This window comes from Variovorax sp. VaC1, assembly GCF_043658315.1.
Lineage (GTDB): Bacteria > Pseudomonadota > Gammaproteobacteria > Burkholderiales > Burkholderiaceae_C > Variovorax.
Genome location: NZ_JBIGLT010000005.1, coordinates 141,905 through 166,223 on the forward strand (window position 1 = coordinate 141,905; position 24,319 = coordinate 166,223).

Consider the following 24,319-nt stretch of genomic DNA (forward strand, 5'->3'; position numbering starts at 1 on the left):
TGTATTCGCTACTGTATACACTTTGTGTGTCTGGCGGAAGTCACCCCACGGGTTTTCCCGCCGCCACGGCCAGCCTCCGCCCGGGTCAGCCGGCCGCGCGCTTGGACAAAATCTCGAAGGCCGGCAGGGTCTTGCCTTCCAGCACTTCGAGAAACGCGCCGCCGCCGGTCGAGATGTAGCCAACCTGCTTTTCGATGCCGTACTTGGCGATGGCGGCCAGCGTGTCGCCGCCGCCGGCGATCGAGAAGGCGCTGCTTTCGGCGATCGCCTGCGCGATGGCCTTGGTGCCGCCCGCGAAGACGTCGAACTCGAACACGCCCACCGGACCGTTCCAGACGATGGTGCCCGCTTCGCGCAGTTGCGCGGCCAGGATCGCGGCGGTCTTGGGGCCGATGTCAAGGATCAGGTCGTCGTCGGCCACGTCATCGGCGGCCTTGACGGTGGCGGCCGCGTCGGCCGCGAAGGTCTTGGCCGTGACCACGTCCACCGGGATCGGCACATCGGCACCGCGCGCACGCATGGCATCGATCACCGCCTTGGCTTGGTCGACCAGGTCGGGCTCGGCCAGCGACTTGCCGATCTTCAGACCGGTCGCCAGCATGAAGGTGTTGGCGATGCCGCCACCGACGATGAGCTGGTCGACATTCGCCGACAGGCTCTTGAGGATGGTCAGCTTGGTGCTGACCTTCGAGCCCGCCACGATGGCCACCAGCGGCCGCTTGGGCTGGGCCAGCGCCTTGGTGATGGCGTCGATCTCGGCGGCCAGCAGCGGGCCGGCCGCGGCAACCTTGGCGAACTGCGCGATGCCGCAGGTGGTGGCTTCGGCGCGGTGCGCGGTGCCGAAGGCGTCGTTCACGTAGATGTCGGTGAGCGCGGCCAGCTTGCGGGCCAGCGCTTCGTCGTTCTTCTTCTCGCCCTTGTTGACGCGGCAGTTCTCGAGCAGCACGACCTGGCCGGGCTTCACGTCGACGCCGTCGACCCAGTTGGCGACCAGCGGCACTTCGCGGCCGAGCAGTTCGCCCAGGCGCTTGGCCACGGGGGCGAGCGAGTCTTCGGGCTTGAATTCGCCTTCGGTCGGGCGACCCAGGTGCGAGGTGACCATCACGGCCGCGCCGGCGTCGAGCGCCAGCTGGATGCAGGGCACCGAGGCGCGCACGCGCGTGTCTTCGGTGATGTTGCCGGCGTCGTCCTGCGGCACGTTGAGATCGGCGCGGATGAAAACGCGCTGGCCGGCGGCCTTGCCCTGCGCGCAGAGGTCGGTGAATCGAATGACGTTCATGGATCTGGAGGTGATGGAAGACGGGTCGGCCTGCATTGTAGGTTTCGCCCTGCCGCGCCCCTGTGCTTCCCTTGCACCTGGCTGATGCTTTTAGGGCCTGTTCACCCTACGCAAGGGGTCGCGTTGTTTCGCAAAGGGGCTGGCTGCAAGGCGCCCGGGCGCAGCAAGGCTGAAGCCTTGCAAGCGCGGGCAACGCCGCAGACGGCCCCTTTGCGAAACAACCCGAAGGGAAGCTCGCCACAGCCCGCCCCTCGGCGTTGCGTTCCTTGTGCGTGCGAACGCACGCACGGCGTCACGCGCCTTGATGGGCGGGCTGCGGCGAGCTTCGCGACCCCTTGCGTAGGGTGAACAGGCCCTAGCCCTTTTGCTGGGCCTTGGCGAAGCGTTCGAGGATCTCCACGAAACTCGCCGCGGCAGGCGACAGCACGCGCCGCGCGGCGCTGTAGACGCACACCTCGCGATGAAAGTCCGGCGACTCCAGCCGCACCATCTGCAGCCCGTGGGCGCGCACCAGCGGGGCCGAGTAGGTCGGGCACACCGTCAGCCCGAGCCCCGACGCCACCATGCCCAGCGCGGTCGTCATGTACGACACCTCCTGGGTGCCGGGGCGCAGCATGTACGCGCGCTCGGCCGGGGCCAGCTCGGGCAGCACGCGCTGGCGGAAGTCGCGCGTGGGCGCGATGAAGGTGTACGGCTCGAGCTCATGCCAGCGCACCTTGCGGCGCTTGGCGAAGGCGTGCCCGGGCGGGCAGATCAGCCAGTGGCGATCACGAAAGAGCGTGCGGCGCTCGACGGCGCTGTCGACCGCCACGTCCTGCCCCACCGCCAGTTCCACGTCGCCGGCCATCACGCCGGTGAGCAGGTGCTCGGGCAGGGTGTCGGCCAGCCGCACGTCGACGTCGGGATAGGCCTCGCGATAGACCGCGATCACGCGCGGCATCAGCGTGCAGGCCATGAGCTGCGGCGCCGCAAGCCGTAGCAAGCCTTTCTTCTTGTCACGCAGATCGGTCACGCCCGCCACCGCGCTCGTGAGATCGCCCAGCAGCCGGTGCACCGAGGGCAAAAACTCGCGCCCCGCCTCCGACAGCTGCACGCTGCGGGTGTGGCGGTCGAGCAGCTGCACGCCCATCTCGCGCTCGAGTTCGCGCACCAGCACGCTCAGCGCCGATTGCGTGAGGTGCAACTGCTGCGCCGCGGCGGTGAAGCTGCCGGCTTCGGCCACGGCGGCAAAGGCGCGCAACTGGCGCAGGGTCAAATTCATATGGTTATTTCATCAATCGATGAATTAATTTCGATTGCATCATAAGACGCGGCATCGCCCAATCACGGCTTACCGGAGACAAGCCATGCCGACGACTGCCCCCACGGCACCCCCACCACCCGTTCGCGGGTTGCATCACTTCGCCTGGCGCTGCCGCGACAGCGAAGAGACCCGCCATTTCTACGAAGACCTGCTGGGCCTGCCGCTGGCCCACGTCATCAAGAGCGACCACGTACCGAGCACGGGCGAGTACTGCCCCTACGTGCACATCTTTTTCCAGATGCGCGACGGCTCGTACATCGCCTTCTTCGACCTGGGCGACGACATCGCCGCGCTGCCTTCCCCCAACACGCCCGCGTGGGTGAACCACATCGCGCTGCGGGTCGATTCGGTGGCCGACCTGCTGGCTGCCAAGGCGCGGCTCGAAGGCGCCGGCATCGAGGTGCTGGGCGTGACCGACCACCACATCATCGAATCGATCTACTTCTTCGACCCCAACGGCATCCGCGTGGAACTGACCACGCCGACCGTGCCGCAGGCCGAGATGGACGCGCATGCGCTGCGCGCCCATGCCGACCTCGACGCCTGGACCGCGCGCAAGGCCGAGCTGCGCGCGGCAAGGGGTGCGTCGAATGCCTGAGATGCAACTCGCCGTCATCGACGTCAAGCCCGGCGCATCGATGGAAAGCCAGTCGGGCCTGCAGCTGCTGCGCCCGCGCATCTACGGCGCCTACCGGGCACCAGCGGGGCCGAAAAAGATCGCGGCCATCGTGATGCACCCGACCAGCAACTTCATGGGCCACTACCTGATCGGCCCGCTGGCCGAGCGCGGCATCTGCTGCATGGGCCTGAACTCGCGCTTCGTGGGCAACGACACGGTGCTGCTGATGGAGCGCGCCATTCAAGACCTGGGGGCGGGCGTGCAGTACCTGCGCGGGGCCGGCTACGAGAAGGTGTTCCTCGTTGGCAACTCGGGCGGCGCCGCACTCTCGGCCTTCTACCAGGCGCAGGCCGAGAAGCTCACCGCCACGCACCTGCCCGACGGCGACCCCACGCACCTGCACCCCGACGACCTGCCGCCCGTGGACGGCATCGCGCTGTGCGCCGCGCACCTGGGCCGCACGCGGCTGATGCGCGACTGGATCGACCCCTCGGTCACCGACGAGCACGACCCGCTTTCGGTGGACCCCGAACTCGACATGTACGACCCGCGCCACCGCATGCCCTACGAGCCCGCATTCCTCGCGCGCTTCAGCGCGGCGCAGAAGGCGCGGCTGGACCGCATCGAGCAGTGGGCCATCGACCGCCTCGCGCTGCTGCGCAGCACGCCGGGCGCGCCGCGCGACCAGACCTTCGTCGTCTATCGTACGCACGCCGACCCACGCTGCGTGGACCTCTCGCTCGATGCCAACGAGCGCCTGCCCGGCAGCGTGTGGGGCGATGCGCGGCAAGTGAACTATTCGGCCAACGCGATGGGCCGCACCACCTCGCTGACCGCCTTCCTGTCGCAGTGGTCGTCGCGCTCGCAGGCCGACGGGCCCACCAATCTTGCGCGCACCACGGTGCCGAAACTGCTGCTGACCTACACGGGCGACCAATCGACTTTTCCGAGCACACGCGACGCATGGATGGCCGCGGGCGGATCGCGCATCCGCAATGTCGACATCGTGGGCGGCAACCACTACCTGGCAGGCCAGCCGCACCTGATTCCACAGGCGGCCGACGCCATCGCCGAGTTCGCGCACGCGCTGTAGAAGAGACATGGAAAACTTTGCATTCGCACCGGCCTACGAGCTGCCGGTCTGGCCCTTCACGCCACCGCCCGAACTGAGCAGCGCGACCGTGGTGCGCCACCCGATCGTGATCGTCGGCGCGGGGCCATCCGGCCTCACGCTGGCCTGCGACCTCGCGCAGCGCGGCGTGCATGCGGTGCTGCTCGACGAAGACGACACCGTCGGCGTGCGCGGTGCTTCGTCGCGCGGCATCTGCTACGCGCAGAAGAGCCTGGAGATCTTCGAGCGCCTCGGCATCTACGAACGCATTGCAGCCAAGGGCATCACCTGGTCGTTCGGGCGCACCTTCTCGGGCGAGCAGGAGGTCTACAACTTCAACCTGCAGGCGAACAGCGTCTCGAAGCAGCCGCCCTTCATCAACCTGCAGCAGTTCTATGTCGAGTGGTTCCTGGTCGAACGCATCCTCGAACTCGGCATGACCGATGTGCGCTGGAAGAGCCGCGTGACCCGCGTCGAGCAACTGGGCGACGGCGTGCGCCTCGACATCGAGACGCCGGCCGGCAGCTACACCATCGAGGCCGACCACCTGATCGACGCCACGGGCGCCAACAGCCCGATCCGCACGCAGCTCGGCATCGAGGCACACGCCTCGCGCAGCACCGACCGCTGGTGCATCAGCGACGTGCGCTTCAAGAAGCCGCTGCCCATCGAACGCTGGACCTGGGTCGATGCCCCCTTCAACGAAGGCCGTGGCGTCTGGCAGCACCTGATGGCCGATGGCGTGTGGCGCATCGACTACCAGATGCCCGAAGACTGCGACACGGCCCACATCAGCAAGCCCGAAGTGGCGGGCGCGCGGCTGCGCGAGCAGCTCGGCCCCGGCGTGGAGTTCGAGTTCGTGTGGATCGGCCCCTACGGCTACCGCGACCACCTGCTCGACAGCTTCCGGCATGGCCGCGTGTTCTTCATCGGCGATGCCGCCCATGTGGTGAGCCCGTTCGGCGCGCGCGGCGGCAACAGCGGCATCCAGGATGCCGCCAACCTCGGCTGGAAGCTCGCGCTGGTGGCACAAGGGCAGGCCGGCGACGCGCTGCTCGACAGCTACGACGCCGAGCGCCAGCCCGCCGCCGCGCAGAACCTGCAGGTGACGAGCCGCTCGGCGCGCTTTCTCGCACCGCGCTCGCCGGCCGAGCACACGCTGCGCCGGGCGGTGGTGGCACTCGCCGCGCGCCATCCGTTCGCGCGGGCGCTGGTGAACACCGGACGCATGTCGGTGGCCAACGACTACCCGGCGGCGGCGCAACTGCCCGAAGGCGGCCGCACGGTGCAGAACCTGCCGCTGCGCTGGGCCGGCGACGGACGCGAGACGACGCTGATGCAGCTGCTGGCCGAGGGCACGCAATGCATCGGCCTGTGGTTCGCGCCGACACGCGATCGGGCCCGCGCCGCCATCGACGCCACGGCCTCGCTGCCGCTGCGCCTGCTGGCCGTGGGCGGCGACAGCGGCTTGCCCACGCTGCAGCCCGACGAACAGCTCGCGCGCCATCTCGGCATCGGCGACGCGGGCAGCTTCGTGCTTGTGCGGCCCGATGCCTACCGCGCCGCCGTGCTGACGCAAGCCACGCCCGAAGCCATCGCCGCCGCATTGCGCACCGCACTCGCCCACGACACCGCCCCATGAACACAGCGCCCCATATCCCCGACCCCGACGGCTTCTACGCCGCGCTGCTGGCCGCGCACGAAGGCCTGAGCGAGCCTCAAAGCGCCGACCTCAATGCCCGCCTCGTGCTGCTGCTGGCCAACCAGTGCGGCGACCAGGCCGTGCTGCTGGCCTGCATCCGCGCGGCGGCCGAAGACAACCCCACGACCACCCACGCCCCATGACTGCCAACGTCTCTTTCGCTTCTGCCTCGGACACCCGCGAGCAGAAGCCCCAACTGCGCGAACTCGCCCCCGATGCCTACGGCTACATCAGCGACTTCGATCCCAACTGCGGCTTCGTCGTCGGCGACGAGCACGTGGTGCTGATCGACACGCGCCCCACGCCGCGCATGGCGCGCGACTTTCTCGCGGCCATCCGCACGGTGACCGACAAGCCGATCAAGACCATCGTGCTCACCCATTACCACGCGGTGCGCGTGATGGGCGCGAGCGCCTTCGATGAGGTGGAACAGATCATCGCGAGCAATGGCACGCTCGACTGGGTCCGCACGCGCGGGCAGGCCGATTTCGATTCGGAGGTCGGCCGCTTTCCGCGCCTGTTCGCGGGCGTGGAAGAGATCCCGGGCCTGACCTTCCCGACGATGAGCTTCGATCGCCAGATGAGCCTGTGGCTCGGCCCGCGCCCCGGCACGGGCCGCGAGCTGCGCCTGATGGCGCTGGGCCGGGGCCATTCGAGCGGCGACACCGTGGCGTGGCTGCCCGACTGCGGCGTGCTGTTCTCGGGCGACGTGGTCGAGAACCACTGCGGCGTGTACGCGGGCGACGCCTACATCGGCGACTGGGCCGGCACGCTCGACGCGGTGCACGCGCTGAAGCCGCGCGTGCTGGTGCCCGGACGCGGCGCGGTGCTGCAAAACGAAGCCGCATGCGCCGAGGCCATTGGCCTGACGAAGGCGTTTCTTTCGACGCTGCTCGACAGCGTGCGCGCCGGCATCGCCGCGGGCGAAACGCTGCGCGGCTGCTTCGCGCGCGCCGAAGCAGCGATGACGCCGCGCTTCGGCCACTGGCCCGTGTTCCAGCACGTGCTGCCCTTCGACGTGTCGCGCGCCTATGACGAGCTGCGCGGCATCGAGCACCCCGTCATCTGGACGGCGGAGCGCGACCGCGAGCTGTGGCAAACGCTGCGCGGCGAATGAGCTGAACCGATTTCAAAACAGGCAACGGAGACAAAAGACGATGATGAAACGCTTCCTTCCCCTGCTGGCCGCGGCCCTCGCGCTGGCCACCAGCCCCTTCGCGTCCGCGCAACCGGCGGCCTACCCGAGCCAGCCGGTCAAGTGGATCGTTCCGTACTCGGCGGGCGGCGGCACCGACAACCTCGCGCGCTCGCTGGCCGAGGCGATGCAGCCTTCATTGGGGCAACCGCTCATCATCGACAACCGGCCCGGTGCATCGACCAACATCGGCGTGTCCGTGATGATGCAGGCCAAGCCCGATGGCTACACGATCATGCAGGCCGAGAACGCGGCGCTGCTCTTCAACGAGCACATGTTCACCAAGCTGCCCTACAAGCCGGCGACCGACTTCACCTACATCGGCACCATCGGGCGCTTTCCGGTGGCGCTGGTGGTGCACCCCGACTTTCCCGCGAAGACCGTGGCGGAGTTCGTGCGCTACGTGAAGGCCAACCCCGAGAAGGTCAGCTATGCCTCGCCGGGCAACGGCTCGCCGCATCACATGGCGATGGAGCTCTTCAAGCAGAAGGCCGGACTGAGCATCGTGCACGTGCCGTACAAGGGCGCCGCGCCTGCGATGTCCGACGTGATGGGCGGCCAGGTGCCGGTGATGATGCTCGACCTGGCCTCGGGCCTGCCGATCATCCGCTCGGGCAAGGTGCGGGTGCTGGCCATTGCATTGCCGCAGCGCGCGACCGCATTGCCCGACGTGCCGACCTTCGTCGAGGCGGGCTTTCCTGACGTCAATGCCTATGCCTTCCACGGCCTGATCGGCCCGGCCGGCATGCCGCCTGAAGCGGTGGCACGGCTGAACGCCGAACTGCACAAGGCGATGAAGGCACCGAAGGTGGTGAAGCTGTTCGCGGACTTCGGCTTCGAGGCGCTGCCGGGCACGCCGCAGGATTTCTACAAGCTCTCGCGCGCCGAGAGCGAGCGCTGGGGCAAGATCATCAAGACGGCCGGCGTGAAGCTGGAATAACCAGCTACCAGCCCAGCCACAGGTGCAGCGGCAGGTACACCGCCATGCCCGCGAGCATCGTGCCCAGCACACCGCGCCGCCAGTAGAAGTACGCCGCACCGACGACCGCCGCATAGAGGCGGGCGTCGTGCAGCGTGGTGATGAGGTGGCCCTGCGTCATCACGATCTCGGGTGCGATCACGCCGGCGAGCGCCGCGGCCGGCGCGTAGTGCAGCGCACGATGGGCCCAGTCGGGCAGGCCCCAGGGCCGGTCGAGGATGAAGAAGAAGCAGCGCGTGAGCACGGTGACGAGCGCCAGCCCGACGATCACGCCCAGGGTCCACAGGTCGGTGGTTCCGCTCACTTGTCGTCCTCCGCCGTGGGGTCGAGCCCGAACTGCTTTTCGAGCCAGAAGCACAGCAGCACGGCCACGCCGATGGCCACGACGATGTTGAGCTTGAGCGGCAGCGAATAGGCCGCCACGGCCGTGGCGCCGGCGATCAGCCCGGCCAGCACGCGCAGCCGCGTGGTCGCCATCGAGCAGACGATGGCCACCAGGCTCAGCACGCCCGCAAAGCCCAGGCCCCAGGTCTGCGGAATGAAGTTGGCCAGCGCGATGCCCAGCAGGCTCATGCCCATCCAGGCGCTCCAGGTCACGAAGTAGTTGCCGGTGAGGTAGGCCTCTTGCGCCTCCCGTTCGGCGGTGGTGACCGGGGGCTTCGGGTACTGCTTGGTGAAGAGCGCGTAGCTCATGTCCGCCGTGAGGTAGCCGTGCACCATGCGGCGCCAGCGCGGCATGTGCATGAGGTAGGGCCGCAGGTGCAGGCTGAACACCACGAAGCGCAGGTTGACGCAGAAGCCCGTCGCCAGGATCACCCAGGCCGGCGCGCCCGCGAACAGCAGCGGAATGGCCGCGAGCTGCGAGCTGCCCGCGTAGACCAGCAGGGTCATCGCGACCGCCTCGATCAGGCTCATGTCCGACTTGACCATGGCCACGCCGGTCATCAGGCCCCAGGCGCCGATGCCCATGGCCACCGAGGACATGTCGCGCACGCCCACGCGGAATTCGGGGCGGCGGCGGATGTCTGCGGAAAGAAACATCAGCCGAACACCTGCCCGGCCTTCAGGTCGAAGCCGCGCAGGAAATCGGCCACCGCCAGGCGCTTGCCGCCGGGACGCTGGAGCTCGGTGAGCATGACGGTCGAGCCGGCCGCCGCCACGGCGACGCCGGTGTCGGCAACGGCCAGGATGGTGCCCGGCGCTGCGGACGCATCGGTGGCGGGCGCCGCATGAGCGGTCCAGAGCTTGATGGTCTCGCCATCGAGCGGACTGTTGGCGCCCGGAAAGGGATCGAAGGCCCGCACGCGCCGCACGATGGCGTCGGCCGGCTGGGCCCAGTCGATCAGCGCTTCGTGCTTCTCGACCTTGCTGGCGTAGGTGACGCCTTCGGCCGGCTGTGGCGTGCGGGTGAGGGCGCCGATGTTCGCCAGCGCTTCGACGATCATGCGGCCGCCCAGTTCGGCCAGACGGTCGTGCAGGCGGGCGGTGTTGTCGTCGCCGATCTCGATGACTTCGCGCAGCAGCATGTCGCCGGTGTCCAGGCCCGCGTCCATCTGCATGATGGTGATGCCGGTCTGCGTGTCGCCGGCCTCGATGGCACGGTGGATGGGCGCGGCGCCGCGCCAGCGCGGCAGCAGGCTGGCGTGGATGTTCAGGCAGCCGTGCTTCGGCAGGTCGAGCACCCACTGCGGCAGGATCAGCCCGTAGGCGGCGACCACCATCACATCGGGCTGCACGGCCAGCAGGGTGTCGCGCGCGGCCGTGGCCTCGTCGGGATACTTGCCGTCGAGCCGCAGGCTGCGCGGCTGGGCCACCGGCCAGTTGCTGGCAACGGCGCATTGCTTGACGGGCGAGGCCTGCAGCTTCATGCCGCGACCGGCGGGCCGGTCGGGCTGGCTCATCACCAGGACGATGTCATGGCCGGCGGCCGCAATGGCTTCCAGCGCGACGCGCGCGAACTCGGGCGTGCCCGCGAAAACGACCTTGAGCCGGCTCAATCCCGCAGCCGATCGAATTCGAGATCGTCCCCCGTGTGATAGCGACGGACCACGCCGGTCGGGTCGATGTAGATATAGAGCATGCGGCGTTCGTTCACGGCCTTGTAGCGCCAGGTCCAGACGACGCCGTCGAAAGAGCTGACGCGGGAGATTTCATACGGCCGGCCATAAAAGGCCATCACGTCGTTCTGGCGCCACTGGTTGACCTTGATGTCCTGGTCGAAGCGCGCTTCGCTCAGCACCTGGGTGGCCGAGACGACCTTGCCCGCCGCGTCCACGTCGATGTCGATGACTTCGAAGCCCGCCGGCATGCGCGAATACTGGAGCCGCTCGCCGCCACCGTTGAGCGGGTAGCGGCCGGTGGGCGCGCCCAAGCGCTGCAGGGTTTCGGCGGCGGTGGTGCCGGGCTGGATGCGGGTGGGGTCGTTGGCGCAGCCGGCGAGCACCAGCGCCGACAGCGCGATTGCCGCCAGCGTTGCCAGGGAGCCGGCGCGGCGCGTCATGGCGGTCAAGCCCGCTCCCGCAGTTCTTCGCGCTGCTGCTTCAGGAGCTTGCTCTTGATCCGGTTGCGCTTCAGGGGCGAGAGGTATTCGACGAACACCTTGCCGAGCAGGTGGTCGAGTTCGTGCTGGATGCACACGGCCAGCAGGCCGTCGGCCTCGATGGTGCGCATCTCGCCGTTTTCGTCGAGCGCCTGGACCTTGACCGCCGTCGAGCGCATGACGCCGTCGTAGATGCCGGGCACCGAGAGGCAGCCTTCTTCGTTCAGCACCTTTTCGTCGCTGGCCCAGGTGATCTCGGGGTTGATCAGCACGATGGGTTCGTTGCGTTCTTCGGACACATCGATGACGACCAGCCGTTCGTGCACGTCGACCTGGGTCGCGGCCAGACCAATGCCGTTGGCGTCGTACATGGTTTCCAGCATGTCGGCAACCAGGGTCTTGATGCGCGCGTCGACGCCTTGCACCGGTTTGGCCACGGTGTGCAGGCGTTTGTCCGGGTAACTCAGAATGATTCGTTTGGCCATGAAATCGGGGGGAAGTTGTGGCTATTTTCGCCAATTCCGCGACGCGACGGGCCGCGCGGGGCCGAAAACGTTGCCCTCCCAGGGGCTTCAGCGCAGAATTCGTAGCAAATTGTGAGATTCGTATGCGCAGCGATACGTCGCACGCTCACCCATCCAGACATGAAAAAGCTCAGATCCACTGAACGCCAGCGCCCCTCTTTCCTAGCAACCTTGACGGCCCTCGCGGTGATCGGCGGTTGCGGCGCCACGACGGCCTGGGCTCAAAACTACCCTGTCACGCCCCAGCAGCGCGCCACGGCCCAGCAAACCGCCCAGGCCGGCGTTCCGCTGAGCGAGCTGGCGCCCAGGGCGCCCGACGAATACACGATCAAGCCCGGCGACACGCTCTGGGCCATTTCGCGCCTGTACCTGCTGCACCCCTGGCGCTGGCCGGAACTGTGGGGCATGAACATCAACGAGATCGCGAACCCGCACCGCATCTATCCCGGCCAGGTGCTGTACCTGGACAAGAGCGGCGGCCGCGCGCGCCTGACCACCCGCCGCGGCGGGTTCAGCGGCGACGGCGGCACCATCAAGCTGTCGCCGCGCACGCGCTTCGACTCGCTGTCGGGCATGGCGCTGCCCACGCTCAACCCGAGCCTGATCGAGCCCTTCCTGAGCGAACCGATCGTGGTGGACGCCAACACGCTCGAGAGCGCGCCGCGCATCGTGGCCGGCAACGACAGCCGCGTGCTGCTGTCGCGCGGCGACCGTGCCTATGCCCGCGGCAACGCCGACGCCCCGCTGGTCGAAGTGCCGGGGCCGGTGCAGCACTTCCGCGTCTTCCGCAATGCGACGCCGCTGAAAGACCCGGGCACGGGCGAGATCCTCGGCTACGAGGCGCAGTACCTGGGCAAGGCCCAGCTGCAGCGCGGCGAGTCGACCACCATCGAGACGGTGGACAACAAGGACCTCATCACGGTGGTGCCCGCGAGCATCGACATCATTGCCTCGCGCGAGGAAATGCGCGCCGGCGACCGCCTGCTGCCCGAGCCCCCGCGCCAACTGCTGAGCTACGCGCCGCGCGCGCCCTCCACGCAGGTCGATGGCCGGATCATCTCGGTCTATGGCAACGCCGTGCAGTTCGCCGCCCAGAACCAGGTCGTGGCCATCAACAAGGGCACGCGCGACGGCATCGACAGCGGCCATGTGCTGGCCATTCTGAAGAACGGCGAGACCATCCTCGACCGCACCGGCGCCCGCAAGGAAACCATCAAGCTGCCGAATGAACGCATCGGCCTGCTGATGGTGTTCCGCACCTTCGAGAAGGTTTCCTACGCGCTGGTGCTCGAAATCAACGACACTCCGCGCGCTGGCGACTTCCTCGTCAACCCCTGACCTGCGGCTCCAGCTTTCACGCACTCTCGTTTGGAACGCGCAGAACTCGCAGGCTGGCTGCGACTTTCATTGACGCCGGGCATCGGCGACAGCACCACGCGACGCCTGCTCGCGGCCTTCGGGCTGCCTGAAGGCGTTTTCGCGCAGTCGGAGGCCGCGCTGCGCGAAGTCGTCGGCATGGCCCAGGCCGCAGCCCTGCTGCAGGTGCCCGCCGGCCTGCAGGCGCAGGTCGACCAGGCCTGGCAGTGGCTGCATGCCGGCGACAGCAGCAACGGCAACGGTGTCTCGCGCCGCATCGTGACGCTCGGCGACGCCGGCTACCCCACGTCGCTGCTCGAAATGGCAGACCCACCGCCCATGCTCTATGTGCTCGGTGCCGCCGACTTCGACCTGACGCAGCTCGGCCACAGCATCGCGGTGGTGGGCAGCCGCAATCCCACGCCGCAGGGCGCCACCAACGCGCGCAGCTTCGCGCGGGCGCTCGGCGAAGCGGGGTTGCCGGTGGTGTCGGGGCTGGCGCTCGGTGTCGATGGCGCCGCACACCAGGGCGCGCTCGAAGCGGCGGGTAACGCGCCACGGCTGGCCACGGTGGCGGTGGTGGGCACGGGCCTCGATCGCGTCTACCCCGCGCGGCACCGCGACCTGGCGCATCGCATCACCCTGCAGGGCCTGATCGTGAGCGAGCTGCCGCTCGGCACGCCGCCACTCACGCAGAATTTTCCGCGGCGCAACCGGCTCATCGCCGGGCTGGCGCGCGGCACGCTGGTGGTCGAGGCGGCGCTGCAGTCGGGCTCGTTGATCACGGCGCGGCTGGCGTCGGAGCAGGGCAAGGAAGTGTTCGCCATTCCGGGCTCGATCCACTCGCCGCAATCGCGCGGCTGCCATGCGCTGATCCGTCAGGGCGCCAAGCTCGTGGAATCGGTGAACGACATCCTCGAAGAGCTTCCGCCGCTGCGCGCCGCCGGCGCGGCCTCGCCCGCACACCAGGACGAAGACGCGCCCCAGGGCGACGCTTCCGAAGACCCGCTGCTGGAGGCCCTCGGCTTCGATCCCGTGAGCCTCGACGCACTGAGCGCGCGCACCGGCTGGAGCGCGGCCGCGTTGCAAGCAAAGATGCTTGAACTGGAGCTGGACGGCCACGTCTCGCGCCTGGCCGGCGGGCTCTTTCAACGAATGGCTTCCACCTAGGCGCAGTTCACACCCGCCCTGCATGAACGTCGGCTATATTGGGCCCATGTTCGAAGTGCTCGTTTTTGTCTACGAAAACTATTGGCGCGGCGATGCTTGCCCCGAACCCGAACAGCTGGGCCGCAAGCTCAGTGCGCACGGCTTCGAGGCAGAAGAGATCCGCGATGCCCTGCACTGGCTCGACGGCCTGAGCCTTGCAACGCAGGGCATGCAGATCGAGCGTCGCACCGACGACGAAGCCGCCGCCACGGTCATCCTGCGCGGCGCGCCCGAAGCGGCCCTGCCTCAATCGGATGGCGCCATGCGCGTCTATTCACAGGCCGAACAAGAGCACCTCGGCGCGGAGTGCCTGGGCTTCATCCGCTTTCTCGAATCGGCGAACGTGCTGCCCTGCGGCCTGCGCGAGATCGTCATCGAGCGTGCGATGGCTGCACCGGGCGATCCGGTCGCGCTCGACGAACTCAAGATCATCGTGTTGATGGTGCACTGGAGCACCGGCATCGAGCCCGACGCGCTGGTTCTTGACGAGCTCTGCGAGAGCCGCGAAGGCCGTACGGCGCACTAGCTGCTCTCCCTCGGGCTGCGCGCACTTCGTGCCGCTGCGCCAGCCCTTCCAGGGGCAACACCTGCGGCCCGGCGAAGCCGGTCCCGCGGTGCTCCAAGAAAACACCCCGCCTAGTTCAGCAGCCGCTCGGGGTTGGCATCCAGCTTGGCCAGCGCCTCGCGCGTGGCACGCACCGTGAGCGTTTCTTCTTCGGCCGGCACCAGCAGGCCTGCCTGCAGGTAGGTCGCCAACCGTCCCGCCTGGATCAGGAAGCTGCGCCCGTCCGACGACGCGAACAGGTGCAGTCGCTTGCGGTCGCTGCGCCACACGAACTGGACCTGGCTCACGCGATCGTTGTGGTCGAGCATGAACCAGTTGCCCACCTGCAGCTCGTGCGCCCAGCCGAGCATCTCGTCCGACACCTTGCTGCCGGCGGCGTCGGGGATCACCTCGATCGATGCCGCATCCACGCCGAGCAGCAGCTCGATGCTGTGGGCGTCGAGCGGCAGGTCGGACGCGCCGCCGTCGTCGCTCACGAAGTCTTCCAGGTGCGCGAGCCGCTCGGCCATGGCCTCGATCTTGGCCTGGGGAATGGCTTCGGTCTTCGACAGGAAGGCATCGGACAGCGTGGCGCCGATGATCTTGATGTGTGCCTCTTGCGGCTCGTCGACGATGCCCAGCAGGGCCATGCCCTGGCGCAGCCGCTGCAGCAGTTGTGGCAGGTCTTGAATGACGCGCGCGCGATCGGTGCGGTTGGGCTTGGCACTTGCGGCCCAGACCAGCTCGGAGGCCACGCGCTTGAGCATCACCGTCTGCTCGCCCTGCGCGCCATAGCGCAGCGCGGCAATGGCCAGCACCTCTGCCCAGACCTTGAACAGGAACTCGCGGATCTCGTCGCGCACCGGCATGTCGTTGAGCATCTTGCGCAACTCGATGGTGTACTGGATCGCCATCGTTTCCTTCTGCTCGACCTGCTGCGCGACGCTCATCACGCGCTGCGTGCTGTCGCTCTGCGTGAGGTAGCGGCTGAGGAAGGCCACGAACTCGTCGAACACCAGCTTGAACACGCGCTGGCCGGTCTCGGGGTATTGCTCGATCACCTGCACGACGCGCCGGATCTCGCCTTCGAGCGCGCTGCCCGTGATGGCGGCGGCGTCGAAGCCCATCACGCAAGAGCCCATGCGGTCGATCAGCATGCGCGCAGGGTGCTGCAGCGTGCCGAAGAATTCGGGCTCGGCGATGGCCACGCGCAGCACCGGCATCTGCAGCCGCGCGAACCACACGCGCGCCGAGAACGGAATGCGTTCTTCCGCGAGGATGGCCTGGAACATCAGCGCCACGATCTCGACCGTGGCCTTGTCGGCGGTGGTGGGCGCGCGCTTCTTCAGTTCGGCGCTGCGCCGGCGCAGGTCGACCGAGGTCTGCTGGAGCAAGGTGGCCTGCTCGCCCGAGCCGTCCATGAATTGCGTGGCGGCCATGCGGTAGGCCACCTCGGCGTCGGCGATGGCGCCGGCGAAGGTCCGAGAGAAAACCCGGGGCGCGCCGCCGGCCGCACCGCCACCCGCGTGGCCGCCAGGGCCGCCGGTCGCGGTGCCCGGCACCGATTGCGGCGCCGACGCGCCGAGGTCGCCGCCGATGCGCGCGGTCACGAAGCGCTTGAGGCTCAGCAACGCGGTCTGCGCACGCTGCCGCGCGATCATCAATGGCGAGCCGCCAGTGGTCGACGAAGGCGCCACGGTCGACGGCACCGAGGCCGGTTGCCCGTCGAATCCGAAGCCGGGGCGTTGCGCGCTGTGCGGCCCGCCCGACATGGTGCCGGGCCCCATCGGTGCGTTCGACGATGTCGCGGCGCCCATGGACGAGGCGCTGCTCGCGCCGCTGCCGCCGCCACCGCCCGCGCTGCCCGTGCGGCGCACGAAACTCTTGAGGTCGATCTCCGGCATCACGCCGTTGGCGATAAGAAAGGCGTTGGCGCTTTCATAAGCCTTGACGACCCCGTCGACCAGCGCCAGTTGCACCGCGTCCTGTACACGGGTCCAGAGCCCGCGGCTCAGGCCGGCGGCCAGCCATTGCTCCACCAGCAGCTTGGCGAGCGTCTCGGGCTTGAGCACGTCCTTGGAATCGAGTTCACTGGTGCCCTCGAGATGCTGGATGCGCAGGCGCAGGTCGCTCAGCTCGAAGCTGGCCTTGTCATGGATCAGCTGCGCCAGGCGCGAGGAAAGGATGTTGCTTTCCACGACCTCGTCGCCGATCAGTTCGAGCCGCAGCGCCGCCGACGACGTGGTCGATGGCGCGCCGCCGGTCGACGAAAGCAGCGCCTTGCGCCAGCCGGTCTGGGCCAGCGAGATCCATTGCGAGCCCTGCCCCTGGAACGCGACGAAATCGTCGCGGTGCTCCTGCATGGCGCGGGCATTGCCGGCTTCCGAGGACAGCGATGTCAGCCGATCCCGGATCGCTCGCGCCAACGGCACGATCACGCCTTCCGTGGCCGATACGAAGCGCTCACGCGTCTCGCGTGCGAGCTGCAGGGAAGAAGCGGACCGCGCAATGCTCATTGAAAGATCGGGAAAACCAAGGTAAACGATTCGTCAGCAACAACCGCGAGCTTGCATCGGGATGCGCAACCGCACAAGTATCGACAACGCCCGGCGTTGCATGCGAACCGCGGCGCGGCCCCTGCGCCGCCGCCGCTTTGTTTGACCCTGAAGTATCCGTCAGACCACCGCGCCGGCGTTCGGGTCGTCTTCGGATTCGCCGTCGCGCTTGGTCGGACCCTTGATCAGGTCTTCGCGCTTCACGCCCAGCCACATCGCGATCGCGGCAGCCACGAAGCACGAGGAGTAGATACCAAAGCAGATGCCGATGGTCAGCGCCAATGCAAAGTAATGCAAAGTCGGGCCGCCGAAGAAGAACATCGACAGCACCACGAGCTGCGTGGAGCCGTGGGTGATGATCGTGCGGCTGATGGTCGAGGTGATCGCGTTGTCGATGACCTCGCTCGTGGACAGCTTGCGGTAGCGGCGGAAGTTCTCGCGGACCCGGTCGAAGATCACGACCGATTCGTTCACCGAGTAGCCCAGCACCGCGAGCACCGCCGCCAGCACCGCCAGCGAGAACTCCCACTGGAAGAAGGCGAAGAAGCCCAGGATGATCACCACGTCATGCAGGTTGGCCAGAACGGTAGCCAGCGCAAACTTCCATTCGAAGCGAAACGCCAGGTAGATCATGATGCCGACCACCACCATCCCCAGCGCCTTCAGGCCGTTGCTGGTCAGCTCGTCGCCCACCTGCGGTCCGACGAATTCGTTGCTGCGCAATTCGACCTCGGGCTCGACCGCCTTCAGCGCGTCCATCACCTGGGCGCTCTGCTGGGTCGAGTTCATGCCCTTTTGCACCGGCAGGCGAATCTGCACCGAGGTGCCGAAGCTCTGGACCTGCACCTCCTGGTAGCCCAGCTTGGCGACGACCTCGCGCACCTTGCCGACGTCGGCCGATTGCTTGTAGGCCACTTCCATCACCGTACCGCCGGTGAACTCCACCGACAGGTGCAGCCCGCGGTGGAACAGGAAGAACACGGCCAGCGCGAAGGTGACGACGGAAACGATGTTCAGCACCACCGCGTGGCGCATGAACGGAATGGTCTTGTGGATTCGGAAGAATTCCATGGCGCTTGTCCTTGGCCTTTACTTGGTTTCGGCCACAGCCGTGCCGTCGGAATTCGGACGCCAGACCGTGCCGATCGACACGCTCTTGAGCTTCTTCTTCTGGCCGTACCAGAAGTTCACGAGACCGCGCGAGAAGAACACCGCAGAGAACATCGAGGTGACGATGCCGATGCAGTGCACCACCGCAAAGCCGCGCACCGGGCCCGAGCCGAAGGCCAGCAGCGCGATGCCCGCGATGAGCGTGGTCACGTTGGAGTCGAGGATGGTGCCCCAGGCGCGCTCGTAGCCCGCATGGATCGCCGCCTGTGGCGACGCGCCGTTGCGCAGCTCTTCGCGCACGCGCTCGTTGATCAGCACGTTGGAGTCGATGGCCACGCCGATGGCCAGCGCCATGGCCGCGATGCCGGGCAGCGTGAGCGTGGCCTGCAGCATCGAGAGGATGGCCACCAGCAGCATCAGGTTGACCGCCAGCGCGATCGACGAGAACATGCCGAACAGCGCGTAGTAGAGGCACATGAACACCATGATTGCGGCAAAGCCGTACATCACGCTGTCGAAGCCCTTCTTGATGTTCTCCGCACCCTGCGTCGGGCCGATGGTGCGTTCCTGGATGATCTCCATCGGTGCGGCCAGCGAGCCGGCGCGCAGCAGCAGCGCGAGGTCGTTGGCTTCGCTCACGGTCATCGAGCCCGAGACCTGAAAACGATTGCCCAGTTCGCCGTTGATCGACGGGGCCGTGAGCACTTCGCCCTTGCCCTTCTCGAAGATCAGCATGGCCATGCGCTTCTTGTAGTTCTCGCGGCTCACATCACGCATGATGTTGCCGCCCTTCGAGTCCATGGTCAGGTCGACCTTGGGCTGGTTGCTCTGCTGGTCGAAGCCGGGTTGCGCGTCGGTGAGGTTCTCGCCGGTGACGAGCACCTGCTTCTTCACGATCACGGGGCGGCCCGAACGGTCGAGGAATTTCTCGGAGCCGAAAGGCACCGGGCCACCGCCCATTTCGGCCGCGCGGCCTTCGGCGCTTTCGTCCACCAGGCGCATTTCGAGCGTGGCGGTGCGGCCGATGATGGTCTTGGCCTGGGCCGGGTCCTGCATGCCGGGCAGCTGCACGACGATGCGGTCGATGCCCTGCTGCTGGATCACCGGTTCGGCCACGCCGAGTTCGTTGATCCGGTTGTGCAGCGTGGTGACGTTCTGCTTGAGCGCTGCGTCCTGGAAGCGGCGCGCGGCTTCGGGCTTGATGCTCGCCACGATGCGCCAGTCGGTGCCCTGCTGGCTCTCGACCGTGGTGAGGTCGGGCATCTGGTCCTGGATCAGGCGACGGGCCGTTTCCAGGCTGGCGGCGTCGCGCAGCGTGACCTCGACGGTCTGGCCGTTGCGGTTCACGGCGCTGCCGCGCACCTTCTTGTCGCGAAGGCCGGTGCGGATGTCGCCGGCGAAAGACTCGGCCTTCTTGTCGAGCACGCCGCGCATGTCGACCTGCAGCAGGAAGTCGACGCCGCCGCGCAAGTCCAGGCCCAGGTACATCGGGAAGGCATGCAGCGCGGTCAGCCACGAGGGAGAGCGCGACACCAGGTTCAGCGCCACCACGTAGGAGGCCTCGTCCGCATTCGGCACCAGGGCTTGCTGCAGCGCGTCGCGTGCCTTGATCTGGTCGTCGGTGGTGGCGAAACGCACACGCACCGCGGTCGGCTCCAGCGTCAGCAGGTCGGGCGTCAGGCTGGCTGTCTTGAGCACTTCCTCCACCCTGGCCTGGGTCGACGCATCGATCTTGACGGTGGACTTGGCCGCCGACACCTGCACAGCAGGCGACTCGCCGAAGAAATTGGGCAGGGCATAGATGAGCCCCACGAGCAACACGATCACGATGATCGTGTACTTCCAGACCGGGTAACGGTTCATGAGCGCGCGCTTTTCACAAACTTTTCAGAGATGGAGTCACGGCGTGACTTGAGGCCTCACGCCGCAAAGCGCAAGGATCAGCTCACGCTTTTATTTGACGGCGCCCTTGGGCAGCACCTGAACCACAGCACTGCGCTGCACCTTGATCTCGACGCCGTTGGCGATTTCGAGGCCCAGGTACTGGTCGCCCAGCGAGGTGATCTTGCCGAGCACGCCGCCGGCGGTGGCGACTTCGTCACCCTTGGCCAGCGCCTCGATCATGGCGCGCGCTTCCTTCTGGCGCTTCATTTGCGGGCGGATCATGACGAAATACAGCACCACGAACATCAGCACCAGGGGCAGCATGCTGCCGAGCGAGGACAACATGTCACCGCCGCCGGCGGCTGCGGGCGCGGTCTGGGCGAAAGCAGAGGAAATGAACAAGAGAGTCTCCAGCAGAGGGAAGAGAAATCGAGAGGAGCGCGGACCGGGGCCCGTCGTTCCATCTCTTCGCGGCCACAAGGAAAGCGGGCCGCAAATCAAAGCGTGGCGGGACTTGGCCGCGCACAGCACCGGGCATTGTATTCGGGGCTGGTGACGCCTCCACGCGCTTATCCGGCGGGGTGAGGAGGGCTTTCCGGCCATTCGGCGCCCGACTGAATTGCTACGCTTTCAATAGCAAAAGGCGCCCACAGGGCGCCCTTTGCGAATGGAACGGCTCCGAAAATCAGGCCGCCGCGCGCTGCGCCTGCGGGTTGCGCCACTTGGCCAGCAGTTCGCTCCAACGGGTGCGCGCCGCCGCGAGGTTGCGCTCCTTGACGTGGCCATAGCCCCGGATCTGCTCGGGCAGCCCGGCGATTTCCAGCGCCAGGGCGTGGTTGTCGGCACGCAGGGCGCCGATCACTTCCTCGATGCTGGCGCGGTACTCGCCGATCAGCGCGCGCTCGGTCTTGCGCTCCTCGGTGCGGCCGAAGATGTCGAGCGCCGTGCCGCGCACGCCCTTCAGCTTCGCAAGGAACCTGAAGCCCGTGAGCATCCAGGGGCCGAACTTCTGCTTCTGCAGCTGGCCCTTGGCGTTCTTCTTGGCCATGAGCGGCGGCGCCAGGTGGTAGTTGAGCTTGTAGTCGCCCTCGAACATGCCTTCGACGCGGTCCAGGAAAGTCCGGTCGGTGTGCAGGCGCGCGACTTCGTACTCGTCCTTGTAGGCCATCAGCTTGAACAGGTAGCGGGCCACCGTTTCGGTCAAAGCCGTCTTGCCCAGCGCCGATTCGGCCTGCTGCACCTTGCCGACGAACTGCTTGTACTGCTCGGCGTAGGCGGCGTTCTGGTAGCCGGTCAGGAATTCGGCGCGGCGCGCCACGATGGCCTCGACCGTCTCGCGCTTCTTGAACTCGATGACCTGGCCCGGGCGCACGCGCTTTTGCAGCTCCTCGGGGCGCACGGCCGCCTGGCGGCCCCACTCGAAGGCGGTCTTGTTGTTCTCGACGGCCACGGCATTCAGCTCGATGGCGCGCATCAGCGACTCGTGCGCCAGCGGAATCCAGCCCTTCTGCCAGGCGTAGCCCAGGATCATCGGGTTGACGTAGATGCTGTCGCCCATCAGCGTGGTGGCGGCGGCATCGGCGTCGAAGGTGCCCATGCCGTCGATGCCCACGGCGCGCGCGATCTCGGCGGCACAGGCGTCTTCGGGGTTCTGCCAGTTGGCATTGCGCACGAAAGCGGCGGTGGGCGAACTGTGGCTGTTGAGCGCCACGTGCGTGCGCCCTTCGCGCATGCGCGCCATGGTCTCGCCGTTGATCGTGACCAGCGGATCGCAGGCCAGGATCAGGTCGGCCGCCGCGGTGCCGACGCGCGTGGTGCGGATGTCGTCCTGCGTGTCGCCGATCAGCACGTGGCTCCAGGTGGCGCCGCCCTTTTGCGCAAGGCCCGCCGCATCCTGCGTGACGATGCCCTTGGCCTCGATGTGCGCGGCCATGCCGAGCAGCTGGCCGATGGTGATGACGCCGGTGCCGCCGACGCCCGCCACCACCACGCCCCAGACCTTGCCGCCGTCCAGCGACGGAATCGCCGGCTCGGGCAGCAGGCCGAACTCGGCCGGCGTGGCCGCCTTGTTCTTGCCCTTCTTCTTGAGCTGGCCGCCCTCGACCGACACGAAGCTCGGGCAGAAGCCCTTCAGGCAGCTCATGTCCTTGTTGCAGCTGCTCTGGTTGATGGTGCGCTTGCGGCCGAATTCGGTTTCCAGCGGCTCCACCGAGAGGCAGTTGCTCTGCACGCTGCAGTCGCCGCAGCCTTCGCACACCAGCTCGTTGATGACCACGCGCTTGGCCGGATCGACGGCCGTGCCCCGCTTGCGGCGGCGGCGCTTCTCGGTCGCGCAGGTCTGGTCATAGATGATGGCCGTGGTGCCCGGGATCTTGCGAAATTCGCGCTGGATCTCGTCGAGCAGGTCGCGGTGCTTGACCTGCACGTGGTCGCCGGGGACGTTCACGCCCTCGTACTTCTCGGGCTCGTCGGTGACGATCACGACCTTCTTGGTGCCCTCGGCATGCAGGCTCTCGGCAATCTGCAGCACCGAGTGGCCTTCGGGCCGCTCGCCGACCTGTTGCCCGCCGGTCATGGCGACCGCGTCGTTGTAGAGAACCTTGTAGGTGATGTTCACGCCGGCCGCGATGCTCTGGCGAATCGCGAGCAAGCCGCTGTGGAAGTACGTGCCGTCGCCCAGGTTCGCGAAGATGTGCTGGTCGGTCGTGAAGGGCTGCTGGCCCACCCACGGCACGCCCTCGCCGCCCATCTGCGTGAAGCCGATGGTGGAGCGGTCCATCCAGGTCGCCATGAAGTGGCAGCCGATGCCGCCCATCGCGCGCGAACCTTCGGGCACCACGGTGCTGGTGTTGTGCGGGCAGCCCGAGCAGAACCACGGCTGGCGCGTGGCGTCGGCCACGCTGGTGGAGGCCTGCTGCACCACCATCGAACGCTCCTTGGCTTCGAGGATGGCGAGCTGCGCTTCGATGCGCGCTGTCATGTCGGCGCCTGCAGCGGCCAGCAGGCCGGTCTTCTTCAGACGGCCGGCGATGGCCTTGGCGATCAGCGCGGGGTTCAGGTCGGCGTTGGCGCGCAGCAGCGTGTGGGCCGTCGGGTTGGGCATCGACCATTCGCCGCCCGAGTAGCCCTCGGCCGCGTGTACCTCGCCCTCGTCGAACTTGCCGACCACGTTGGGCCGCACGTCCGAGCGCCAGTTGTAGAGCTCTTCCTTGAGCTGGTATTCGATGACCTGGCGCTTTTCTTCGACCACCAGGATCTCTTGCAGGCCGGTCGCGAATTCGCGCGTGAGCTGCGCTTCGAGCGGCCACACCACGCCCACCTTGTGCAGGCGGATGCCGAGCTGGCGGCAGGCCGCGTCGTCCAGGCCCAGGTCGAGCAGCGCCTGGCGCGTGTCGTTGAAGGCCTTGCCGCTGGCCATGATGCCGAAGCGGTCGTTCGGGCCTTGAATGACGTTGTGGTTCAGCCGGTTGGCGCGGATGTAGGCCAGCGCGGCGTACCACTTGTAGTGCATGAGCCGGGCTTCCTGCTCCAGCGCATGGTCGGGCCAGCGGATGTGCAGGCCGCCGGGCGGCATTTCGAAGTCGGTGGGAATGACGATCTCGACGCGCTCGGGGTCGATCATGGCCGTGGCGCTCGACTCGACGATCTCCTGGATCGTCTTCATACCCGACCACACGCCCGAGAAGCGGCTCATGGCGAATGCGTGGATGCCCAGGTCCAGGATTTCCTGCACGCTCGTCGGGAAGAACACCGGCGTGCCGCAGGCCTTGAAGATGTGGTCGCTCTGGTGGGCGGCGGTCGAGCTCTTGGAGATGTGGTCGTCGCCGGCCACTGCGATCACGCCGCCGAATTCGGTGGTGCCCGCCATGTTGGCGTGCTTGAAGACGTCGGAGCAGCGGTCCACGCCCGGGCCCTTGCCGTACCAGATGCCGAAGACGCCGTCGAACTTGTTGGTGCCCTGCGGCGAGAAGCCCAGTTGCTGGGTGCCCCAGAGCGCGGTGGCCGCCAGCTCTTCGTTCACGCCCGGCTGGAAGACGATGTTCTGTTCCTTGAGGAACTTGCTGGCCTTCCACAGCGCCTGATCGTAGCCGCCGAGCGGAGAGCCGCGGTAGCCGCTGATGAAGCCGGCGGTGTTCTTGCCGGCCTGCTTGTCGCGCAACTGTTGAAGCATGGGCAGCTTCACCAGCGCCTGCACGCCGCTCATGAAGGCGCGGCCGTAATCGAGGGAGTACTTGTCGTCGAGCGTGACGGTTTCTAGCGCGCGGCGAATGTGCTCGGGCAGCGGGGCGTTCATGTTGTCTGTCTCCGTATGGCAGGGCCTTTTGAGCCTGGCTGATGGGGTGTGGGTCTGTGCCCGGTAGGGCGCGAGCCCATGATCACGCAAAGTGTATGCCGGGGTCCGCGACAGGT

General features: G+C 67.5%; 21 protein-coding genes. 9 read left to right on the forward strand and 12 right to left on the reverse strand.

The window, feature by feature from the left end; genetic code table 11:
* Positions 1-85 precede the first annotated feature (85 nt).
* Positions 86-1,279, reverse strand: coding sequence for a phosphoglycerate kinase (locus ACGLHS_RS20635; RefSeq protein ID WP_394482763.1), 1,194 nt, complete (start codon positions 1,277-1,279; stop codon positions 86-88).
* Positions 1,280-1,634: 355 nt separating this feature from the next.
* Positions 1,635-2,540 (reverse strand): LysR family transcriptional regulator, encoded by a 906-nt coding sequence (locus ACGLHS_RS20640; RefSeq protein WP_394482765.1) that lies wholly within the window; start codon positions 2,538-2,540, stop codon positions 1,635-1,637.
* Between the two features lie 85 nt (positions 2,541-2,625).
* On the opposite strand from ACGLHS_RS20640, the gene ACGLHS_RS20645 reads away from it, so the two are divergent.
* The 6 genes from ACGLHS_RS20645 to ACGLHS_RS20670 are packed head-to-tail and all read left to right on the forward strand — an operon-like array spanning position 2,626 to position 8,149.
* A complete protein-coding gene (locus ACGLHS_RS20645; RefSeq protein WP_394482767.1) occupies positions 2,626-3,180 on the forward strand; it encodes a VOC family protein in 555 nt (184 codons plus the stop codon).
* Positions 3,173-4,294, forward strand: coding sequence for an alpha/beta hydrolase family protein (locus ACGLHS_RS20650; RefSeq protein ID WP_394482769.1), 1,122 nt, complete (start codon positions 3,173-3,175; stop codon positions 4,292-4,294). Before ACGLHS_RS20645 ends, ACGLHS_RS20650 begins: the two co-directional genes overlap by 8 nt.
* 7 nt (positions 4,295-4,301) lie before the next feature.
* Positions 4,302-5,954 carry an FAD-dependent monooxygenase gene (locus tag ACGLHS_RS20655; RefSeq protein ID WP_394482771.1) on the forward strand — a complete coding sequence of 551 codons (1,653 nt, stop codon included), beginning with the start codon at positions 4,302-4,304 and terminating at the stop codon, positions 5,952-5,954.
* Complete coding sequence (locus ACGLHS_RS20660) at positions 5,951-6,157, forward strand: DUF2783 domain-containing protein (RefSeq protein WP_394482773.1); 207 nt, start codon at positions 5,951-5,953, stop codon at positions 6,155-6,157. The genes ACGLHS_RS20655 and ACGLHS_RS20660 overlap by 4 nt, the downstream gene beginning before the upstream one ends.
* On the forward strand, positions 6,154-7,131 hold the full coding sequence (locus tag ACGLHS_RS20665; protein ID WP_394482775.1) for an MBL fold metallo-hydrolase: 978 nt from the start codon (positions 6,154-6,156) through the stop codon (positions 7,129-7,131). Before ACGLHS_RS20660 ends, ACGLHS_RS20665 begins: the two co-directional genes overlap by 4 nt.
* 43 nt (positions 7,132-7,174) lie before the next feature.
* Positions 7,175-8,149 (forward strand): Bug family tripartite tricarboxylate transporter substrate binding protein, encoded by a 975-nt coding sequence (locus tag ACGLHS_RS20670; RefSeq protein ID WP_394483526.1) that lies wholly within the window; start codon positions 7,175-7,177, stop codon positions 8,147-8,149.
* A 4-nt stretch (positions 8,150-8,153) separates the two neighbouring features.
* Here the strand turns inward: ACGLHS_RS20670 and ACGLHS_RS20675 are convergent, their stop codons facing one another.
* From ACGLHS_RS20675 to def, 5 genes are read right to left on the reverse strand one after another with little or no spacing between them, the layout of a single operon-like run.
* Entirely contained in the window at positions 8,154-8,492 is a 339-nt protein-coding gene (locus ACGLHS_RS20675; protein WP_093242741.1) for an AzlD domain-containing protein, read from the reverse strand.
* Positions 8,489-9,229: an AzlC family ABC transporter permease gene (locus ACGLHS_RS20680; protein WP_394482778.1), complete on the reverse strand. Its 741-nt coding sequence runs from the start codon at positions 9,227-9,229 to the stop codon at positions 8,489-8,491. Before ACGLHS_RS20680 ends, ACGLHS_RS20675 begins: the two co-directional genes overlap by 4 nt.
* Positions 9,229-10,185: a methionyl-tRNA formyltransferase gene (gene fmt / locus ACGLHS_RS20685; RefSeq protein WP_394482780.1), complete on the reverse strand. Its 957-nt coding sequence runs from the start codon at positions 10,183-10,185 to the stop codon at positions 9,229-9,231. Before fmt ends, ACGLHS_RS20680 begins: the two co-directional genes overlap by 1 nt.
* Positions 10,182-10,688, reverse strand: coding sequence for a hypothetical protein (locus ACGLHS_RS20690; protein WP_394483528.1), 507 nt, complete (start codon positions 10,686-10,688; stop codon positions 10,182-10,184). Before ACGLHS_RS20690 ends, fmt begins: the two co-directional genes overlap by 4 nt.
* A 5-nt stretch (positions 10,689-10,693) precedes the next feature.
* Entirely contained in the window at positions 10,694-11,212 is a 519-nt protein-coding gene (def, locus tag ACGLHS_RS20695; RefSeq protein ID WP_093242733.1) for a peptide deformylase, read from the reverse strand.
* A 159-nt stretch (positions 11,213-11,371) separates the two neighbouring features.
* Between def and ACGLHS_RS20700 the strand changes: the two genes are divergently transcribed.
* The 3 genes from ACGLHS_RS20700 to ACGLHS_RS20710 are packed head-to-tail and all read left to right on the forward strand — an operon-like array spanning position 11,372 to position 14,342.
* Complete coding sequence (locus ACGLHS_RS20700; protein ID WP_093242731.1) at positions 11,372-12,589, forward strand: LysM peptidoglycan-binding domain-containing protein; 1,218 nt, start codon at positions 11,372-11,374, stop codon at positions 12,587-12,589.
* A 30-nt stretch (positions 12,590-12,619) separates the two neighbouring features.
* The gene (gene dprA / locus ACGLHS_RS20705) at positions 12,620-13,777 is read left to right on the forward strand and encodes a DNA-processing protein DprA (protein ID WP_394482783.1); all 1,158 of its coding nucleotides are present in this window, start codon (positions 12,620-12,622) and stop codon (positions 13,775-13,777) included.
* A 46-nt stretch (positions 13,778-13,823) separates the two neighbouring features.
* On the forward strand, positions 13,824-14,342 hold the full coding sequence (locus ACGLHS_RS20710) for a DUF494 family protein (RefSeq protein ID WP_093242728.1): 519 nt from the start codon (positions 13,824-13,826) through the stop codon (positions 14,340-14,342).
* A 110-nt stretch (positions 14,343-14,452) separates the two neighbouring features.
* Here the strand turns inward: ACGLHS_RS20710 and ACGLHS_RS20715 are convergent, their stop codons facing one another.
* From ACGLHS_RS20715 to ACGLHS_RS20735, 5 genes are all read right to left on the reverse strand, one after another.
* On the reverse strand, positions 14,453-16,876 hold the full coding sequence (locus ACGLHS_RS20715) for a DUF1631 family protein (RefSeq protein ID WP_394482786.1): 2,424 nt from the start codon (positions 16,874-16,876) through the stop codon (positions 14,453-14,455).
* A gap of 159 nt (positions 16,877-17,035) precedes the next feature.
* Positions 17,036-17,986 (reverse strand): protein translocase subunit SecF, encoded by a 951-nt coding sequence (secF, locus tag ACGLHS_RS20720; protein WP_093242724.1) that lies wholly within the window; start codon positions 17,984-17,986, stop codon positions 17,036-17,038.
* Positions 17,987-18,004: 18 nt separating this feature from the next.
* Positions 18,005-19,888 carry a protein translocase subunit SecD gene (gene secD / locus ACGLHS_RS20725; RefSeq protein ID WP_093242722.1) on the reverse strand — a complete coding sequence of 628 codons (1,884 nt, stop codon included), beginning with the start codon at positions 19,886-19,888 and terminating at the stop codon, positions 18,005-18,007.
* Positions 19,889-19,978: 90 nt separating this feature from the next.
* Positions 19,979-20,311, reverse strand: coding sequence for a preprotein translocase subunit YajC (yajC, locus tag ACGLHS_RS20730; protein WP_093242720.1), 333 nt, complete (start codon positions 20,309-20,311; stop codon positions 19,979-19,981).
* Positions 20,312-20,594: 283 nt separating this feature from the next.
* The gene (locus ACGLHS_RS20735; protein ID WP_093242718.1) at positions 20,595-24,203 is read right to left on the reverse strand and encodes an indolepyruvate ferredoxin oxidoreductase family protein; all 3,609 of its coding nucleotides are present in this window, start codon (positions 24,201-24,203) and stop codon (positions 20,595-20,597) included.
* Positions 24,204-24,319 lie beyond the last annotated feature (116 nt).

Excerpts from the sequence above, each read along its gene's own strand:
- ACGLHS_RS20635 (WP_394482763.1), bottom strand. The coding sequence starts at position 1,279 with ATGAACGTCATTCGATTCACCGACCTCTGCGCGCAGGGCAAGGCCGCC.
- ACGLHS_RS20640 (WP_394482765.1), bottom strand. The coding sequence starts at position 2,540 with ATGAATTTGACCCTGCGCCAGTTGCGCGCCTTTGCCGCCGTGGCCGAA.
- ACGLHS_RS20645 (WP_394482767.1), top strand. The coding sequence starts at position 2,626 with ATGCCGACGACTGCCCCCACGGCACCCCCACCACCCGTTCGCGGGTTG.
- ACGLHS_RS20650 (WP_394482769.1), top strand. The coding sequence starts at position 3,173 with ATGCCTGAGATGCAACTCGCCGTCATCGACGTCAAGCCCGGCGCATCG.
- ACGLHS_RS20655 (WP_394482771.1), top strand. The coding sequence starts at position 4,302 with ATGGAAAACTTTGCATTCGCACCGGCCTACGAGCTGCCGGTCTGGCCC.
- ACGLHS_RS20660 (WP_394482773.1), top strand. The coding sequence starts at position 5,951 with ATGAACACAGCGCCCCATATCCCCGACCCCGACGGCTTCTACGCCGCG.
- ACGLHS_RS20665 (WP_394482775.1), top strand. The coding sequence starts at position 6,154 with ATGACTGCCAACGTCTCTTTCGCTTCTGCCTCGGACACCCGCGAGCAG.
- ACGLHS_RS20670 (WP_394483526.1), top strand. The coding sequence starts at position 7,175 with ATGAAACGCTTCCTTCCCCTGCTGGCCGCGGCCCTCGCGCTGGCCACC.
- ACGLHS_RS20680 (WP_394482778.1), bottom strand. The coding sequence starts at position 9,229 with ATGTTTCTTTCCGCAGACATCCGCCGCCGCCCCGAATTCCGCGTGGGC.
- ACGLHS_RS20690 (WP_394483528.1), bottom strand. The coding sequence starts at position 10,688 with ATGACGCGCCGCGCCGGCTCCCTGGCAACGCTGGCGGCAATCGCGCTG.
- def (WP_093242733.1), bottom strand. The coding sequence starts at position 11,212 with ATGGCCAAACGAATCATTCTGAGTTACCCGGACAAACGCCTGCACACC.
- ACGLHS_RS20700 (WP_093242731.1), top strand. The coding sequence starts at position 11,372 with ATGAAAAAGCTCAGATCCACTGAACGCCAGCGCCCCTCTTTCCTAGCA.
- ACGLHS_RS20710 (WP_093242728.1), top strand. The coding sequence starts at position 13,824 with ATGTTCGAAGTGCTCGTTTTTGTCTACGAAAACTATTGGCGCGGCGAT.
- ACGLHS_RS20715 (WP_394482786.1), bottom strand. The coding sequence starts at position 16,876 with ATGAGCATTGCGCGGTCCGCTTCTTCCCTGCAGCTCGCACGCGAGACG.
- secF (WP_093242724.1), bottom strand. The coding sequence starts at position 17,986 with ATGGAATTCTTCCGAATCCACAAGACCATTCCGTTCATGCGCCACGCG.
- secD (WP_093242722.1), bottom strand. The coding sequence starts at position 19,888 with ATGAACCGTTACCCGGTCTGGAAGTACACGATCATCGTGATCGTGTTG.
- ACGLHS_RS20735 (WP_093242718.1), bottom strand. The coding sequence starts at position 24,203 with ATGAACGCCCCGCTGCCCGAGCACATTCGCCGCGCGCTAGAAACCGTC.